Here is a 17,110-nt window from a genome sequence, read left to right on the forward strand (position 1 = left end):
AAGGTTGTATCAACCGATTCAGCGAAATATGCGATCACTCTCCATGATGGAGGATGCCGCCGAACCATCCGGAATGATTGCGGACTGGACGGTACCATCAGCTTCAAGGCGCCGCATCCATGCACTTCATCGACCGACTTCTGCAAAGCCGTCGCATCGTCACCAAGGTCCTGTTGTTCGTCATCCCGCTCGTCGTGCTGATCGCAGGCGTCGGCATCCTCGGCTACCACACGGCCAACATCCTGAACGGTCACATGACGGTGACGCGCGCCACGATCGAAAACATTTCCGATTTCGAGAACCTGCAGGCGGCACTTCAGGAGTTCGTCTCCGATCCGTCGGATGCGAGCAAGGCCGGTTTCGGCAAGGCGATCGATGCACAGGAGAACGGTGTGCTGCGCCTCAACGGGTTGCTGAAGACAGACGACCAGCGCAGCCAGCTGACCGAAGTCAGTGGTCTGGCCTCCGCCATGCGCAAGCAGCAGGAGACGCTGTGGAGCCTGCGCCAGGCAGAGGATGCGAGCGTTGCAGCCATCAACACGACGGTGCAGGCGATTTCGGCTGCTGCAGATGAAGCCGGCGGCCAGACCGATCTGGTGCGCAAGGACTTCACCGACAAGGAAATCTTCGCCAAGGCGCTGCTCTACGATTCTGCCGCCTTCAAGTCGCTTACAGACATCATGGGCGCGATGCGCGTCGACATCCAGATGGGCTTTACGCCCGAGGAGCAGATCGAAGCCGCCCAGCAGCATATTGCCGAGATCCTGAAGCAGCTCGCTGTCGCCAAGGAAATGGTCTCCAAGGATGGCCAACCGCTGATCGCACAGGTCGCCGAAACGGCCGGCAAGCTCGATGCGCTCTTGAAGGGCAATGGCACACCGGATGAGAAAGCCTCCGGCATGGCGCCGCTCCTGACCGGCTTCGTCAACACCGAGGGGCAGATGACGCTGCAATCGGCCAAGAACAGCGATACGGCGTCCGCCCGCTTCGTCAGCCTCGACAAGAGCATTGCCGAACAGCGCGAGCTTTTGACCTCGGTCGACCAGGTGCGCGACGGTGCCGACCGGTTGCAGGTGCATGTGAGCCAGATGCTGAGCGCGCGTGATGTCGCCGCGCGGGACGTGGTTCTTGCCGACCTCAAGGCTCTGACCGAAACCGCCGGAAAGATCTCGGCGCTCGGTGCAAATGATGCAGTGATGAAGGCTTTTGCGGACAAGATTGCCCCGGCTGCGGCTTCGCTGACCTCTCGTTCGGCCGACATGCTGAAGGCTGCGGCGGACTGGAAGGCGGCCCGCCAGCGATCCTCCGAAATCCTTTCCGGCGCCATGGCCGCTCTTCGCCAGTTCGTCAGCCAGGCGCAGGAACTCGGCAAGGAGGACAGCGAGCGTTCGGCCAATGTTTCCGTCTTTGCCATGATCCTCGGCACGCTGCTTGCCATTGTCGGCGGCCTGATGCTGGTCGAGACGCTGCGCGGTCCGCTGAAGCGCGTCTCCGACGTGATGACGCGGCTTGCAAATGGCGATCTCGAAGTTGCCATCGAAGGCCGCAACCGGGGCGACGAGATCGGCGACATGGTGCGCTCGGTTGCCGTCTTCCGTGACGCTGCTGTCGAAAACGTCCGGCTCGAGAGGGAGGCCGAAAGTGCCCGTGCGCTCTCCGCCGATGAGGCAAGCCGCCGCGCCGCCGAACGCGCTCGCATCGAGGCCGAGCAGAAGCAGGCGCTGCATGCGCTCTCCGACGTACTGAACGCGCTGGCCGAGGGCAATCTCGAGATCGGCATGCGCCGCGATCTCGCTGCCGATTTCGTCGATATGGCCGATACATACAATCATGCCGTCGAGGCACTGCGCCAGACGCTTGCCGATGTGCGTGGCGCAACTGTCGAGATCAAGGGCGGCACGGGCAATCTCGCGTCCTCGGCGGACGATCTTGCCCGCCGCACCGAACAGCAGGCGGCCGCCCTTGAGGAAAGTTCGCGGGCGCTGCGACACCTGAGCGACGTCGTGCGCTCCACCGCCGAACGCGCCAAGCAGACCGCGCATTCGGTCAACGAGACGCAGGTTTTCGCAACTCGTTCCGGCGAAGTGGTCGCGAAGGCCGTCGACGCCATGAGCGAAATCAACCGCTCGTCCGAGAAGATCGCCACCATCATCGGCGTCATCGACGAGATCGCCTTCCAAACCAATCTGCTGGCACTGAACGCCGGCGTGGAAGCCGCGCGGGCAGGCGAGGCGGGACGTGGCTTTGCCGTGGTGGCGCAGGAAGTGCGCGAACTCGCCCAGCGCTGCGCCAAGGCCGCTCGCGAGATCAAGGAACTGATCTCGGCAAGCTCCGGCCAGGTGCAGAGCGGCGTGCAGCTCGTCGAGGAAACCGGCCAGGCGCTTGCCGAAATCATCGCCCATGTCGGCGGCGTGCAGCGCCTCGTCTCCGAGATTTCGGCCGCCACCGGCGAACAGTCGACCGGCATTCACGAGGTCAGCAAGGCGGTGCATGACGTCGAGCTCATCACCCAGCAGAATGCAGCGATGGTGGAAGAGAACAATGCCGAGATCCAGGGCTTGCGCCAGCGTGTGGACATGCTCTCGGACAAGGTCAACCGCTTCCGCACCGGCGAGGAGGGTGAGGTGCATGGATATGGCCGCGCCGAAGGGCGCTGGACGGGCCGCGCTGCCTAAGTCAGTGCATCGGCAATGAGATCACAAAGAGCCCGCGGTTTTCCAACCGCGGGTTTTTCTTTTGAACAATTAGCCGACCCGGTCGTTTTCCAACCATGTCCAACAAAGGAGAACCGCGATGGATTGGAACCGTGTTGAAGGCAACTGGAAGCAGATGAAGGGCAAGGTTAGGGAACAGTGGGGCAAGCTCACTGACGACGACCTCGACCAGATCAACGGCCGCCGCGAACAGCTCGAAGGCAAGCTGCAGGAACGCTACGGCTACGAAAAGGACCGTATCCGCAAAGATGTCGATACCTGGTACGACAGCCAGACCTGGCACTGATAACAATCCGATATCATAGTCTTCCACTCACATAGACTTGGCCCCGCTCATGCGGGGCTTTTTTTGTGCCGGCCATCAGCCGCGGCACGCCGTGTTGAAGCTATGGCCGAATCCTGTTCTCCGTTAGATATCTTGGAACCGAGCACAGCGGATATACGAACCATGAGCACTGCGGAAAAACCAGATAAGTCAAACCCGGAGCTCCCGATGGGGTATTCTGCGGTTCCCCGGGGCAAGCTTGCCAACGCCGTCACCTGCCTGGAAATGACGGAGAAGCCGCTGCCAAGGGAGGCAAGGAATATCGCGGGGCTTTCCCTGGAGAGGATGCCGGCGCCCGATCTGCGGACATACCGGCAGCTGTTCAGGGCGATCGGCGAGGACTGGCTGTGGGTTTCCCGGCTGGTCATGACCGATGAAGCGCTGAAGGCCATTATCGGCGATCCCCTGGTGGAGATCTACGTGCTGCTCTCGGACGGCCGGCAAGTCGGTATGCTGGAACTTGATTTTCGGCAGCCCGGCCAATGTGAACTGGTCTTCTTCGGCCTCGGCAAAAGCGCCATTGGCACCGGGGCGGGGCGCTATCTCATGAATCACGCCTTATCCATCGCCTGGGCGCATCCGATCGAGCGGCTCTGGGTGCACACCTGTCATTTCGACCATCCGAATGCACTGCCGTTCTATCAGCGGTCCGGTTTCAAACCCTATGCATTCATGATCGAGGTCGCAGACGATCCGCGGCTGACCGGGGTTTTGCCCCGGTCGGCGGCGCCGCACGTGCCGATCCTCGAATAGGGCCGCGCCAGGCGCAAGACGCTCATCCGGAGCTCGGGGATAGAAGGCTGTAGAGGTTCGTTGGCGCACCGTGGAGCGTGAGTTCGCGCTCGAAGCCGAAGCCGCATTTCTCGAGAACGCGGCGGGATGCTGGATTGGCCGGCCGTACCAGGCCGATAATCCGCCGGGCACCCAGTTCGTCGAAGGCAAAGGCCAGAATGCCGGAAATGAGTTCGGTTGCGTAACCGTGTCCCCAGCTTCGCGGATCGAGGTGATAGGAAAGGTTGAGAGCGTCGAACTCGTTCGACACCGTCACCCCGCCAAAGCCGATCAGTTCACCACCGGCGACGACTGCAAAGCGGCCAAAGCCATGTTGGTTCCAATGCGCCATGTCCCTTGCCAGTCGTGCAGCACTTTCCTCGGGGCTGTCCGGCTGGGGCACCGGTCGATGCGCCACCAGTTCAGGCCTTGCGAACAGTTCCGTCAGAAAAGGAAGATCCTCCAACGTCGGCGGGCGCAGCAGCAGCCTGTCGGTGCGGCGGACCTCGATCGTCGGGGGGTCGTTGTCGATCACAGCCGGCACCGGCCTTTGCCCACCCTTCGCATGGCTGCGGGCGTTCGGTCCGGCAATCGATTCACTGGATCGATTGCTGCCGCTGCGCGGCACCGGCCTTTGCCGGCCCTTCGCACGGCTGCGGGCGTTCGGTCCGGCAATCGATTCACTGGATCGATTGCTGCCGCTGCGCGGCACCGGCCTTTGCCGGCCCTTCGCACGGCTTCGGGCGTTCGGTCCTGCAATCGATTCACTGGATCGATTGCTGCCGCTGCGCGGCACCGGACCTCACCCACCCGTAACGCTCATGTGCCGGGCGACAGCCGGGCGTTTATGGGTACGGTCGATGATGAAATCATGGCCTTTGGGCTTGCGGGTGATGGCCTCGTCGATTGCCGCATGGAGCAGGCCGTCATCTTCGGTGGCGCGCAGGGCGGAGCGCAGGTCGGCAGCGTCATTCTGGCCGAGGCACATGTAGAGCGTGCCGGTGCAGGTCAGGCGCACGCGATTGCAGCTCTCGCAGAAATTATGGGTCAGCGGGGTGATGAAGCCGAGGCGGCCGCCGGTCTCCGCGACCCTGGTATAGCGGGCAGGGCCGCCGGTCTGGTAATCGATATCTTCAAGCGTAAACTGCTGTTCGAGATCGGCGCGCAGCTTGGAGAGCGGCAGATACTGGTCGGTACGGTCTTCTTCGATCTCGCCCATCGGCATGGTTTCGATGACGGTGAGATCCATGCCGCGGCCATGCGCGAAGCGCAGCATGTCCGGCATCTCCGCCTCGTTGAAATCCTTCAGCGCCACGGCATTGAGCTTGATCTTCAGACCGGCCTTCTGGGCTGCATCGATGCCTTCCATCACCCTGGCGAAATCGCCCCAACGGGTGATCTTGCGGAATTTTTCCGGATCGAGCGTGTCGAGCGAGACGTTGATGCGGCGCACGCCGCAATCAAAGAGTTCCTGCGCATGGCGGGCGAGCTGCGAGCCGTTGGTGGTAACCGTCAGCTCGTCGAGGCCGAAGCCGATCTGCTTTCCAAGCTGGCGCACGAGATGCATGATGTTCTTGCGCACCAGCGGCTCGCCGCCGGTCAGCCTGATCTTGCGCACACCCTTGGCGATGAAGGCGGAACAGAGCCTGTCGAGCTCTTCCAGCGTGAGCAGATCCTTCTTGGGCAGGAAGGTCATGTTTTCCGCCATGCAGTAAGTGCAGCGGAAATCACAGCGGTCCGTGACGGAGACACGCAGATAGGTCACCGCACGACCGAAGGGGTCGATCATCGGGCCTGCACCAGCTACCAGCGGGGAGGCATTGCCAATCGTTCCGACACTGCTGTTCACGTCTGTCTCCGTACTCGTTTCAATGTGGGCATATGCTATTGTGGCGTCAAGGGAAACAGGCCGCGGCATCAAGCGAATTTGCGCTTGCGCCGAAAAAGATCAGCGCCTACTCCTCGCATCAGAAGAGGACATTGACATGAGCGATATCTGGCCGACCGAAATCAGGATCTCGAAGGACCGCCAGAGGCTGGTGATAAGCTTCAATGACGGCCAGAGCTTCGATCTCTCGGCCGAGCTGCTGCGCGTACTGTCGCCCTCGGCCGAGGTGCAGGGGCACGGGCCAGGGCAGAAGGTCACGGTGCCGGGCAAGCGCAATGTCGCCATCGTATCCGTCATCCCGACAGGCAATTATGCCGTGCGTATCGGCTTCGACGACATGCATGATACCGGCATATATACCTGGACCTATCTGCGCGAACTCGGCGAACGCGGCTTCGAACTCTTTTCCGCCTATGAAGAAGAGCTCAAGGAAAAGGGGATGAGCCGCGACGTGACCGAACGGCCGCGCTAGAGCTATACACTTTTGCTGGAATTGCTTTGAATTTCACCAGCTGCCGGGGGGCACATGACGCAAACGCATAACAAGAGCTGGCTGCGGGCCCATGGGCATACCGGCAGCAGGGTCACATTCCTGGAACTTTTCTTCGATCTCGTTTTCGTCTTTTCCGTCTCCCAGCTCTCGCACGCGCTCTTTGCGCATTATACGCTGCTCGGTGCTGCCGAAGCCGCACTGATGATGTTTGCCGTCTGGTGGGTGTGGATCTTCACCGCATGGGCCACGAACTGGCTGGACCCGGAGCGCATGCCGGTACGATCGATGCTGGTCGTGCTGATGCTGCTCGGCCTCGTGCTCTCGGCTTCCATTCCCGAGGCCTTCGGCGAGAAGGGTCTGCTCTTCGCCTCGGCCTATGTGTTGATGCAGGTCGGCCGCTCGCTCTTCACCACCTATGCGATGCGGGCTGCAGGCCGCTCGGCCGTCATCAATTTCGTGCGCATCACCATCTATCTTGCGGCGGCCGGTGTCTTCTGGATTGCAGGCGGTCTGCTGGAGCATGAAGCGCGGCTGATCTGCTGGGTGATCGCGTTGCTGATCGAATATACAGGACCTGCGCTTGCCTTTGCCGTACCCGGTCTCGGCCGGTCGAAGACGGAGGAATGGGACGTTTCCGGCGCGCATATGGCGGAGCGTTGTGCGCTCTTCATCATCATCTGCCTCGGCGAGGCGATCCTCGTTTCCGGCCGCACCTTCTCGGAGATGGAATTTTCCGCCATCACCGGCGTCGTCTTCCTGATCGGCTTCATCGGCACGGTCGCCATGTGGTGGCTCTATTTCCGCTTCGGCCATGAGCGGGCGGCGCACCGTATCGAACATGCCGATACGCCCGGCAGTCTCGCGCGGCAGGCCTTCACTTATGCGCATATCCCTGTTCTTGCCGGCATCATCGTGCATGCCGTGGCGGTGGAATGGATGTTCGAGCATCCATATGACACGGGCAGCCTCGCCATCGCTGCTTCCGTGCTCGGCGGCTCCGGACTGTTCCTGGTCGGCAATCTCTGGTTCAAGGGCGCCACCAGCGGCCGCATGCCGCTATCCCATCTCGCCGGCATCGTCATCCTGATCCTCTGCACATTCTTCGCGCCCTTCATGGAAGTCTATGTGTTGGGCATCCTGGCGGCACTGGTGCTGATCGTCGTGGCGGCCTGGGAATACAAGTCGCTGACGAAAGCGCCAGCCGGCCCGGCGCTGCACTGAGGCGGCTGGACAGTATTCCGATCCTGTGAGAAAACCGGCGCATGGAACAGGTTTGCGCCAACCGCCCGCTGATTATTCGCACCATCTTGTGAATGGTGGGTTTGCGCGCATAAAGCTTCCAGAATGCGACCCGCCGGCGAGGCGGGTTTTCTTTTGTCCGTCGCCCGGCCCTACAGGAGACAGACATGGCATTTCACGAACTAAAGACCGTTATCGATGCAGCCGACCGCGCTATCATGGCCGAGGATTTCGATGCGCTGATGGATCTTTACGACGAGCAGGCAACGCTCGTCATCCGGCCGGGGCTGGAGGTCTCGGGCAAGGAGAAGATCGGCAAGGCCTTCGTGGCGATCGCCGATTATTTCAACCATTCGCTCAAGATCACGCAGGACAGGATGCAGGTCGTCGAGGGTGGCGATACCGCGCTCGTTCTTGCTGAGGCGGTGCTGGAGACGACGGGAGCCGATGGCGTGGTGAGTAAGATCACCCGCCGGGCGACCTATGTGTTCCGTAGGCTTGATGGCAAATGGCTTTGTGTGATCGATAATTCCTATGGGACCGATCTGCTTGACGAGGGCCGGACCACGGAGACATAAAGCAACGAGAACAAAAGCTGGCTCGTCTCTGCGGAAGTCATTTGGGATGAAAGTTATGGAAAACGAACCATCTCCGCGCGTGCTCGATCAGCGAGTCCGCAACAGGATCATCGAGGTAATCGGTATTCTGGCGGATGGCGTCGATGGTTTGCGCCTCTTCGGTGTCAGCGGCTACTTCAATTTCTTTTTCGATTGGGTTGCCGACGAAGGCGATATCGCTCCGAATTCAGCGATGTCTATCGAAGAGCGCGAGCAGTTAATGGTGCTGCGCCGGTTGGTCGTCGCGGCGTGCGACGATACTCCGGCTACCATTACAGAGCACGCTCTCATCGAAACGGGTTGGCTCGACCGCATCGTCCCCGAAGCGAAGCGGGCATTGGAGGTTTTCCTAAAGCGCGGCCGGTTCGATGAAGAAAAAGAAGAACTGGAGCCTTCCGCCTAGAAAGGCCTATTCCTCGTCCCGCAAATCCTGCAACAGCACGCCGATGATGCGCTCCATCGAATCGGCCGTTGCCATGCATTGCTCGATCGGTTCTGCCGAGAGCGTGCGCTCGATCAAAGCGGTCTGGATGGCCATGGCCTCCTCGGCCAGCTTGCGGCCCTCGGGGGTCAGGTGCAAGCGCAGCACGCGCTTGTCGCGCTCGTCGTCGCGGCGAAGGATCAGGCCGCGCTTTTCCATCTGCGGCAGGAGCATGCTCATATTGGAGCGGCCGACCAGGAGCTTGCGGGCCAGTTCCTGCTGCGAAATGCCCTCGAAGCGGTAGAGATTGACGAGGATATCGAGATGCGGCGGCTTGATATCGAGATCGGAGAGCGAGCGGGTGAGGGACTGCTGCATGAGCTGGCAGGCGCGAGCCACCGCGATCCAGCTGCGAAAACGCGGATGATCCCAGGGCAGGGATTGATTTTTGTTCATCGTTGTACTTTATTGTTCAGTGTTGAACATTATTGGAATCCCATCATGGCAAAATTTGCGCTGGAGGTCACGCGCCTCGGATTTTCGCTCATGCAAGCCGTTTCCCCACGCCTTGCCGGCGAGGCGGCCTTCCGGCTGTTCTGCCGAACGCCATCCGCCAAGCCGAAAGGCGAGAAAGCCAGGGCAGCGTATGCGGCAGGTGTCGCCAGGCTGGCCGGCGCGGAGCAGTTCACGTTGCCCGTGGAAGGCCGGCGCGCGCATGCGTACCGACTGAATGGCGGGGCGCTCGGGCGGCGCAAGCGTTATCTCGTTACCCATGGATGGGGCTCCGGCATGGCCTATATGGCCGATCTGGTGACGATGCTTGCCGGGACGGGCGCCGAAGTGATCGCACTCGATTTCCCCGGTCACGGGCGCGCCGGCGGGCGCTTCCTGCATATGGGGCTGGCGGTCAAGGCGATTGCGGCAGCGGAAGCGCGTTTCGGGCGGTTCGATGCGGTCATCGGCCATTCCTTCGGCGGCGCCGCGCTAATGGTCTCGGCCTCCGCCATTCTGCCGGACATAAAGCCCGTCTCGTGCGAACGCATGGTGCTGATCGGCTCGCCGAGCGAAATGCAATGGCTGTTTACCGATTTCGGACGGATGCTGCGGCTGAAATCGGCCGCACAGGCCGCGCTCGAGGATGCCGTGCAGCGTATCACCGGCCGGAGACTAGAGGATTTCGACGCGGGAAAAACGGCCGCAGGCATCGGCAAGCCGGTGCTCGTCATTCATGCCGAGGACGACAAGGAAGTCAGTGCCGCCCACGCGCGGCGCTATGCGGCTTCGGGCAGTCACGTGCGGCTTTCCTGGGCGAATGGCTTCGGCCATCGCCGTATCATGTCGGCAGGGCCGGTTCTCAGCGAAGTCGTGGCTTTCCTTGCCGACGAAGACATCAAAAAAGATGCTGAGATCATTCCGATATCAGAGCTTCCGGCGCGGCGCGCATCGGTGTAGCGTCCGGCCGGCCGCAAGTCAGGCGGCCGATACCATGGCGGGACACAGATGAAGATCATCAGCACGATCGAAGAGCTCAATGCGATCTATGGAGGCGGGCTGTCGCAGGCTTCGGTCGACAAGGTAACGAAGGCGCTGACACCGCTCTACCGCGGCATGATCGAGATTTCGCCCTTCGTGGCGCTGGCAACTATCGGGCCTGAGGGGCTCGATTGTTCGCCGCGCGGCGATATCGGCGGCGTGGTGCGTATCGTCGACGATACCACGTTGCATCTGCCGGACTGGCGCGGCAACAACCGCGTCGATTCGCTCTCCAACATCGTGCGCGACGCGCGCCTCTCGCTGATGTTCCTCATTCCCGGCTCGAACACAGTGATGCGCATCAACGGGCGCGGGGTAGTGTCCAATGACGAGGCGCTGCTCGAAAGCTTCGAGATGGACGGCAAGCATCCTCGCACGGTCATCGTCATCAGCATCGTCGAGGTCTATTTCCAGTGCGCCCGTGCGGTGATGCGCGCCGAGCTCTGGAATGCCGAACATTTCGTCGACCCTGCCAATCTGCCGACGCCCGGTCAGATGCTGAAGGATGCTGTTGGGGATTTCGACCACGAAACCTACGATCGCGAATGGCCGGCACGAGCTGCGAAGACGATGTGGTGAGGGGGTTGCTGCGTAAGGCTCGTTTTAGAGGCGACAAGGAACCCGCCCCAAACCCTCCCCACAGGGGAGGGCTTAATTTGCGGCCCCCGCTCTCTAGACCTTCGAGGTTTGAGAGGAAGTAAGGAGTTAGCCCCTTCCACCTGTGGGGAGGAGTTTGGGAGGGGCCTTGCCGTGATGTCGTGAGGCTGCTTCCCTCCTCGGAAACAGCACAGCTTCCGACGCCGTCTTTACTCCATCAATCACAAGCGGCGCCCCGTACACCTCAGGCACCGCAATTCCCAATCTTCCATGCAATGCCACGGCGGAGCGCGGCAGAAACGGCAAGAGGCAACGCGCCACCACCGCCAACCCATAGACCTGCTCGGCAATGCAGGCACCGAGGCGGTCGCCGGTCGCTTTCCTCTCCGCCGTCGTCAGATCCCCCGCAAGTGCCTTTGCATCTACCCACGGTGCACCCTTGGCGAAGCGCCGGTTCGCCTCACCGACGAAGGCGAAGATATCCGCAAGGCCGACATGCAGCTCATAAGCGTCGAAGGCCTCAGCCACTTTCGCTGGAAGCCGTGCCGCCTCCTGCGTGAAATCACTCTCCTGCAGCGGCGGAACGACCCCTTCGAAAGCTGAAGAGACCAGTGCCAGGACCCGGTTGGCGAGATTGCCGAGCTGGCCGCCGAGCTCTCCTGTCCAGGCTGCCTCCAGACGCTCGGCTGAGAAGTCGCCATCATCGCCCGAGCGGATATGCCGGAGCAGGTAATAGCGCAGCGCATCCGGCGTACCGTAGGCATCGATGACGCTATTGGGGTCGATGCCATTGCCGGCGGATTTGCCGATCTTTCTGCCGTCGACCGTCACATAGCCATGCACCAGGATCGACGACGGTGGCGGCAGACCGGCCGAGAGCAGGATGGCCGGCCAGTAGATGGCATGGAACTTGGAGATGCCCTTGCCGACGACGTGGATGCGCTCACCGCCAGCGGTCCAGTAGCGATTGAAGAGTTCCCCATCGGTGCCGTGGCCGAGCCCGGTCAGGTAATTCGCCAGCGCATCGAACCAGACATAGACGACCTCATCGCTCAGAGGCACGGGAACACCCCAACCCCGCGCCCGTTCGGCGCTGCGCGAGACGCTGATATCCTCAAGGCCGCGCCGCAGCAGCGCCAGCACTTCGTTGCGCCGGTGGGCCGGCACGATCTTCAGTCCGTCGCTCTCGATGAAGTGCAGCAGCCGGTCGCCATAGCGTGAGAGGCGGAAGAACCAGTTCTCCTCCCGCACCAGTTCGAGCGGAATGCGGTGCTCGGGGCAGCGCCCATCGATGAGTTCGGATGGCTCATAAAACTGCTCGCAGCCGACGCAGTAGAGACCTTCATAGGCCTTGCGGTAGAGGTCGCCATTGTCAGCACAGGCATTCCACAGGGCATGCACGCAGGCGACATGCCGCGGGTCGCGCGAAGTGCGGACGAACTCGTGGTTGGAGATATCGAGCCGTGTCCCCAGCTGCTCGAAGCGGTCGGCATTGGCATCGACGAAATCCGCCACAGGCAGGCCGGCAGCTTCCGCCGAGCGAACGTTCTTCAGGCTGTTGTCATCAGTGCCGCACTGGAACCGCACATCGCGGCCGAGCAGTCGGAAGTGGCGCGCATAGGCATCGGCCTGCACGAGTTCGAGCGCAAAGCCCACATGCGGGGCAGCGTTCACATAGGGGATCGAAGTGGTGATATAGATCTTGTTCATCGGTTGATCCTTTCGAGGGCTAGTTGCCCCGCGAGACGGATCGACTCATGAAAAGACCGCCTCGAGGGCGGTCGCTGGTGCATTATGGACGCACGAAACCCGCCACGCTATGAGCGCGGCATCATCATCACCGACGTGCTGATCACGGTTCTGTCCATGCGGAATTGGTAACACCTGGAGCCGCATCCGACAAGCGGGGTGCTTTCGACGCATTGTCAGCTATTCTGCGGTACCTTGATGCGTGGAGGAAGCGATGGTGACGGAAAGCGTGAGGATGGGTGGCTGTATGTGCGGCGCGGTGCGCTACGAAGTCGAAGGCGAGCCATATCAGTCCGGGCTCTGCCACTGCACCAAGTGCCGGAAGCTGACGGGCTCGATCTTCTCGGCCACAGCGAACTGGCGGCGCTCGAAGTTCAAGATGGAAGGTGAGATCAGCACCTACGACAAACGGTCGTTCTGCCCGATCTGCGGCTCTCGGCTGTTCTTCATGCTCGACGACGCTGTGGAAGTCTTCATCGGCACCCTGGATCAGGCACCGAACGACATCCACCCGATGGTCGAAGTCTGGACTATCAGGCGCGAACCCTGGCTGCCCGCTGTACCCGATGTCCGGCTCTATGACGAAAACGAGCATGCGCCTGAGCCCTGACATTGCCACCCGAGCCGCTGGCATCGCGCCGGATTCACCAGTTGACGCGCAATCCGACCTTGCCGTTCCAGGCGTAGTTGTCGCCGTCGAAACTCGTACTGAAGCCGACGTTGCCATACAGCGAGGTGTTGTTCGACACCTGTCTCGTTCCCCCGACGCCCACCTCGATCCACGTCTCGTCGAGATCGGTCGAGAACGGTACATAGCCATCCGCCGATGAGATCTCCGTCTGCGCCTTTGCAGTGAACTCATGCCAGAGGTTGACGCGTCCCCATATCGTCGCGAGGCGGGCAGGCTCCGTGGCTGTCGCTTCTTTGGCCTCCCAGGTGCGAGCGATCCGCGCGCCGATGCGCCCAGCCAGGGAGTTCAGCTCGTCGTAGCGGATATCGGCCGCGCCGTCGTTGAAGTCGCCCATGTGGATGGTCTGCCAGACGACCTGCGCCTGCGGCTCGAGCTGCCACCCGTTGCCAAGGTCGAAGGGGTAACCGCCTTCGAGGGAGGCGGCGAAACCGAAGCCGTCTACATCCTGATCCGGAAACCCGAACTCAGTGGCGCGGTTCGATCTGGTCGTCATGTCGTACCAGGTGCCCTGCAGGACGCCGTCGAGATACCAGCCGTTCTCGCCGAAGCGCGTCCAGTAGCCGCCGACGGAAAATGCATTGAACTCGTTCCGGCCCGCATCCCTGGTTTCGATCAACCTGTCCTGGGTCACATCCATCACGCCGCGACCGTAAGCGAGATACATGCCGGCATGGTCGGTGACGCTGCCCGTCTCGCTCCTATAGAAGTCGAGCCCTCCCTGCATAGCGCCAAAACGATAGTCGAATTCCGGTGCGCCATCGTAAATGCCGTTCGGGTCGCCGTTACGATGCCCCCAATGGCCGATGCCACGCATCCAGAAGCCGTTAAAAGTCTCATTCCCTCCGCCGTCGTCCCGGCTGCCGAGTTGCTCTTCCTCGCCGACGCGTTCGTGCAGCGTGTCGATCAGGTGCCGTCCGTAGATCGCCCCCATCGCGGGTATCGCGGCATAGAGAGAGACTTCGGGACGGTAATCGGGCGTCGGTTCCGGCCCCGGCCCGGGAGGAGAGGGTGAAAGGTCTGAGCGGAGGTACCAGTTCTGCGGACCTGAGGCGTCGAGGCTGCTGCGGTAGAGCGAATACTCGTAGGGACCTGCGACCGCCGGTCCGGCGAGATGGAATGCTCCGCTATCGGTCACGCCCCCGCTGATGGCGTCGACGACGAGGATACCGTTCCCGGTCGTCAACGCGCCGCCGCCGGTGGTGTCGGAAATCAATAGACCGGTCGTCCCCGTCGCAGTCCCGCCGTTTATGATCAGGAGGTCGGACGGCGACCCGTCTGCAGCGAGATAGGTGTTCAGTCCGATGCGGCCAGCGTTGCCGGCGTAGTTTACGGCCGTCAGCGCCTTGTAGGCGCCTCCCGCGGGATCGCTGAACTGGATCAGGCTGTCGTCGTTTGAAAGGGCGGTGATGTTGGAATTGCCGGTGAGGTTCCATACCGTCCCGTCGAACAGGGCGACATTGGAACTGCTGCCGGCCGCCGTGACGGCCGCTCCTGTCATCTGCGAGCCGAAGGCGTCGAGAGTGAGCGTCGCACCGCCGCCGATTTCGAGGGCCAATGGATTTCCGATGATCGATGAATTGATCAGATCCACGTTGAAGACGGCGGTAGCGCCAAACGCCAGGATGGCCGACGATCGAGACGACGTTATGTCCGCACCCGTGATCGTTGCGGTGTTGGTGCCTGGGCCGCCATAGATCGCCCTGGCGCCGCTGCCTGCCGTCTCGATCGAGCCGCCGTTCATCGTAAGGGCGCTACCGCCGCTGAGATACACGCCATAGGCGGAAGTCCCGGTGGTGCTGACCGCGGTGTTGTTCAACGTCACGGTTGCGCCGGTCGCGGTTTGGACGCCTATGGAGCTGCTGCGTATCGACGAGTCCGTCAGAGAGAGAAGGCCCTGCTGGACGTAAGCTCCCTGCACTGTGTTGGACGTGACTGCCACACCGGTCCCGATGATGCTGGAGTTTGGATTGACCCAAAGAGCCAGGCCGGACCCAGTCTCGACAATGCTGTTTTCGAGCGTAACCTGGCCGCCGGTAAAGGCGGCCACGCCTGTGCCAGTCAGAGCTCGAACGGAGCCGTTCGTCATCAGGATGCGGCCGTTCGTGCCGGCGATGAGGCCGTAACCGATGTTCTCCGTCAGAACGTCCGTGCCGATGGCCGTCACCAGGCTGCCGGCACCGGAGGAGACGATCCCATCGGCCTGGCTACCGGTGGTGTGGATCGTGGTGCCGTCGAAGAGATAGATGCGAGAATTCGAGAGCGCCTGAGCGCCGATGGCGCTGCTGCCGCGGGTTATGATCGTCAATGGAGAGAAGCTCTGGATCGTGCCGCTATTGCGGGCCCGCAGGGCGATGCCGGCGTCTCCGTTGATCGTGCCCATGTCGATCACGCCGCTGGCGATGACAGTGGTGCCGTCAGCGAAAACCTGCTGGGCAAGCGCCATATGCGGCCAGGACGACGCCAGGAAAGCCGCCGAAGACATCAGGAACAGCAACAGGCTGTTGAACGGTCTTCTTTTCCTCGGCGATTCCGCCAACGACAGATTGAACATCAGCATCTCTCCGTCACTTATGCGCGAAGATTAGCTCATGTCTTCCTGCTAAAGGAACCTTGTTACCGTAAACGTGTATCGCCTCAGCGTAACAAAAACGAAAAAATGCAGACCTTTCCTCGGCTTATCCCGATGCTGAGTCTGTGGTCAAACGGACGTAAATGGGAACTTTCGCGATTCAGTGGCGACTAAAACACTGAAAGGTTGATTCTTTGCGCTTGGCGGAGCGGCCATCAGAACCCGGTGATGAGAATGCGACATAGCGGTCGCTCAAGCATCTGCGTCAATCCCGGCGGCACCTGGCCGCCGAAGACGATCGCCTGCGGGTCGTAGATCGCCCAGATGGCATTGACGAGACGGTTATAGGCGGGGGTGATCTCCTCGACCCATTCCGCGACGCCTGGCCATTTCGGATCGAAATGCTTGCGCAGATAGGGGATCGACGGCACATCGAAATCTGCTGGCCACGTATCCTTTCGGCGCGACCGTCCGTCTTGGTTATTGTTGGCGGTCGTCCTCGACGTCGCCCCTTAACGAATTGGAGCGTGACAATGGATAGCAAGCAGAGTTTGGCAAACAAGATATACTACGAAACGAACGCGGAAGCTTGGCGCAACGGTCGGGAATTGCCACCGGAAGTCTCCGAGTGGTCGGTTCTGACGGCGGAACCGGGCGGCGTCGACTACATCGAGACGAACCTTGGCGGCAAGACCGCGCTGTGGGTGCAGCCCAAACTGGCGGCCAGGGATCGCGTCATGCTTTACGTACACGGCGGCGGTTATGTTGGCGGGTCGATCTGGACCCATCGCAAGATGGTCGGACACATCGCCAAGGCAGTAGGCTGCCACGCTTTGATCGTGAGTTACGACTACTCGTTTCAGAGCAAGTTCCCACGGCAGATAGAGCAGGTCGTGGCCGCGTTGGAGTGGCTGGCCGAGCAGGGCATAGGGCCGGAGCACACTATAGGTGCAGGCGATTCCGCTGGCGCGGGCCTGATCGTTGCAGCCGCGATGAAACTCCGCGATACGGGACGGCCGCTGCCGGCCGCGCTCTTCAGCATCTCTGGCTGGCACGATCTGTCGGCGAGCGGCCTGTCTTACGAGGCTAACCGCGAAAAGGACGCTTTCTTCCAGAAGGCGACCGTGGATATGTTGGCATCACAGGTGCTCGGAGGGGCCGATGCTCGAAATCCACTCGCCAGTCCAATCTTTGCCGATCTCAAGGGCTTGCCGCCGATCTGTCTGCAAGCTGGCGAAGACGAAACCCTGCTTGACGACAGCCGAGTGCTCGCAGACCGTGCGAAGGCGGCGGGCGTCGAGGTGCGCCTAGAGGTATTTCCGGAGATGCTGCACTCGTTCCAGATGATGGCTGGCCGCGCTCCCGAAGCCGATGAAGCGATAGAGCGGTTTGCACAGTGGGTTCGCCCCAAGCTCGGCCTGACCGGAGCCGCGGCAGCACGCCTTGAAAGTCGCGAAGTCGCATGACTCGTATCTATTTCCTCAAAAACGTTGGGATGTGACA

At 61.5% G+C, this 17,110-nt stretch carries 16 protein-coding genes and 1 pseudogene; 11 read left to right on the forward strand and 6 right to left on the reverse strand.

Translation table 11 applies throughout. The features are described from left to right. The first annotated feature begins 119 nt into the window (after positions 1-119). The 3 genes from FHX06_RS07825 (at position 120) to FHX06_RS07835 (ending at position 3,792) form a co-directional block, all read left to right on the forward strand. On the forward strand, positions 120-2,675 hold the full coding sequence (locus FHX06_RS07825) for a methyl-accepting chemotaxis protein (RefSeq protein WP_183878816.1): 2,556 nt from the start codon (positions 120-122) through the stop codon (positions 2,673-2,675). Positions 2,676-2,793: 118 nt separating this feature from the next. Further along, complete coding sequence (locus FHX06_RS07830) at positions 2,794-3,000, forward strand: CsbD family protein (protein ID WP_112547399.1); 207 nt, start codon at positions 2,794-2,796, stop codon at positions 2,998-3,000. Between the two features lie 162 nt (positions 3,001-3,162). Next, positions 3,163-3,792 (forward strand): GNAT family N-acetyltransferase, encoded by a 630-nt coding sequence (locus FHX06_RS07835; RefSeq protein WP_183878818.1) that lies wholly within the window; start codon positions 3,163-3,165, stop codon positions 3,790-3,792. A gap of 22 nt (positions 3,793-3,814) precedes the next feature. Here the strand turns inward: FHX06_RS07835 and FHX06_RS07840 are convergent, their stop codons facing one another. Beyond that, on the reverse strand, positions 3,815-4,354 hold the full coding sequence (locus FHX06_RS07840; RefSeq protein WP_409564366.1) for a GNAT family N-acetyltransferase: 540 nt from the start codon (positions 4,352-4,354) through the stop codon (positions 3,815-3,817). Between the two features lie 258 nt (positions 4,355-4,612). Next, the gene (moaA, locus tag FHX06_RS07845; protein ID WP_112968292.1) at positions 4,613-5,659 is read right to left on the reverse strand and encodes a GTP 3',8-cyclase MoaA; all 1,047 of its coding nucleotides are present in this window, start codon (positions 5,657-5,659) and stop codon (positions 4,613-4,615) included. A 136-nt stretch (positions 5,660-5,795) separates the two neighbouring features. Between moaA and FHX06_RS07850 the strand changes: the two genes are divergently transcribed. The 4 genes from FHX06_RS07850 (at position 5,796) to FHX06_RS07865 (ending at position 8,450) form a co-directional block, all read left to right on the forward strand. Then, entirely contained in the window at positions 5,796-6,170 is a 375-nt protein-coding gene (locus FHX06_RS07850) for a gamma-butyrobetaine hydroxylase-like domain-containing protein (RefSeq protein WP_112547419.1), read from the forward strand. Positions 6,171-6,224: 54 nt separating this feature from the next. Continuing rightward, positions 6,225-7,412, forward strand: a complete 1,188-nt coding sequence (locus FHX06_RS07855) for a low temperature requirement protein A (RefSeq protein ID WP_183878820.1) — start codon at positions 6,225-6,227, stop codon at positions 7,410-7,412. A 185-nt stretch (positions 7,413-7,597) separates the two neighbouring features. Continuing rightward, complete coding sequence (locus FHX06_RS07860; protein WP_183878828.1) at positions 7,598-8,008, forward strand: YybH family protein; 411 nt, start codon at positions 7,598-7,600, stop codon at positions 8,006-8,008. Positions 8,009-8,063: 55 nt separating this feature from the next. Beyond that, on the forward strand, positions 8,064-8,450 hold the full coding sequence (locus FHX06_RS07865; protein WP_113206335.1) for a hypothetical protein: 387 nt from the start codon (positions 8,064-8,066) through the stop codon (positions 8,448-8,450). A gap of 6 nt (positions 8,451-8,456) precedes the next feature. Here the strand turns inward: FHX06_RS07865 and FHX06_RS07870 are convergent, their stop codons facing one another. Continuing rightward, entirely contained in the window at positions 8,457-8,924 is a 468-nt protein-coding gene (locus FHX06_RS07870) for a MarR family winged helix-turn-helix transcriptional regulator (protein ID WP_183878830.1), read from the reverse strand. A gap of 45 nt (positions 8,925-8,969) precedes the next feature. Here FHX06_RS07870 and FHX06_RS07875 point away from each other — a divergent pair, with 45 nt between their 5' ends. After that, entirely contained in the window at positions 8,970-9,920 is a 951-nt protein-coding gene (locus FHX06_RS07875) for an alpha/beta hydrolase (RefSeq protein WP_183878832.1), read from the forward strand. Between the two features lie 48 nt (positions 9,921-9,968). Beyond that, a complete protein-coding gene (locus FHX06_RS07880) occupies positions 9,969-10,580 on the forward strand; it encodes a pyridoxamine 5'-phosphate oxidase family protein (protein ID WP_183878834.1) in 612 nt (203 codons plus the stop codon). A 126-nt stretch (positions 10,581-10,706) separates the two neighbouring features. Here FHX06_RS07880 and FHX06_RS07885 read toward each other — a convergent pair whose 3' ends face one another. Then, positions 10,707-12,308 carry a methionine--tRNA ligase gene (locus FHX06_RS07885; protein WP_183878835.1) on the reverse strand — a complete coding sequence of 534 codons (1,602 nt, stop codon included), beginning with the start codon at positions 12,306-12,308 and terminating at the stop codon, positions 10,707-10,709. 253 nt (positions 12,309-12,561) lie between these two features. Between FHX06_RS07885 and FHX06_RS07890 the strand changes: the two genes are divergently transcribed. Further along, positions 12,562-12,957, forward strand: coding sequence for a GFA family protein (locus tag FHX06_RS07890; RefSeq protein WP_183878837.1), 396 nt, complete (start codon positions 12,562-12,564; stop codon positions 12,955-12,957). 34 nt (positions 12,958-12,991) lie between these two features. On the opposite strand, the gene FHX06_RS07895 is transcribed toward FHX06_RS07890, so the two are convergent. Both FHX06_RS07895 and FHX06_RS07900 read right to left on the reverse strand, forming a co-directional pair. Next, the gene (locus tag FHX06_RS07895; RefSeq protein ID WP_183878839.1) at positions 12,992-15,589 is read right to left on the reverse strand and encodes an autotransporter outer membrane beta-barrel domain-containing protein; all 2,598 of its coding nucleotides are present in this window, start codon (positions 15,587-15,589) and stop codon (positions 12,992-12,994) included. A gap of 272 nt (positions 15,590-15,861) precedes the next feature. Further along, positions 15,862-16,041: pseudogene (locus FHX06_RS07900) on the reverse strand (ROK family transcriptional regulator); the annotation flags it as partial. Positions 16,042-16,140: 99 nt separating this feature from the next. Between FHX06_RS07900 and FHX06_RS07905 the strand changes: the two are divergent. Continuing rightward, positions 16,141-17,073, forward strand: coding sequence for an alpha/beta hydrolase fold domain-containing protein (locus FHX06_RS07905; RefSeq protein ID WP_183878841.1), 933 nt, complete (start codon positions 16,141-16,143; stop codon positions 17,071-17,073). Positions 17,074-17,110 lie beyond the last annotated feature (37 nt).

It is taken from the genome of Rhizobium sp. BK512 (assembly GCF_014194915.1).
Classification (GTDB): Bacteria; Pseudomonadota; Alphaproteobacteria; order Rhizobiales; family Rhizobiaceae; genus Rhizobium.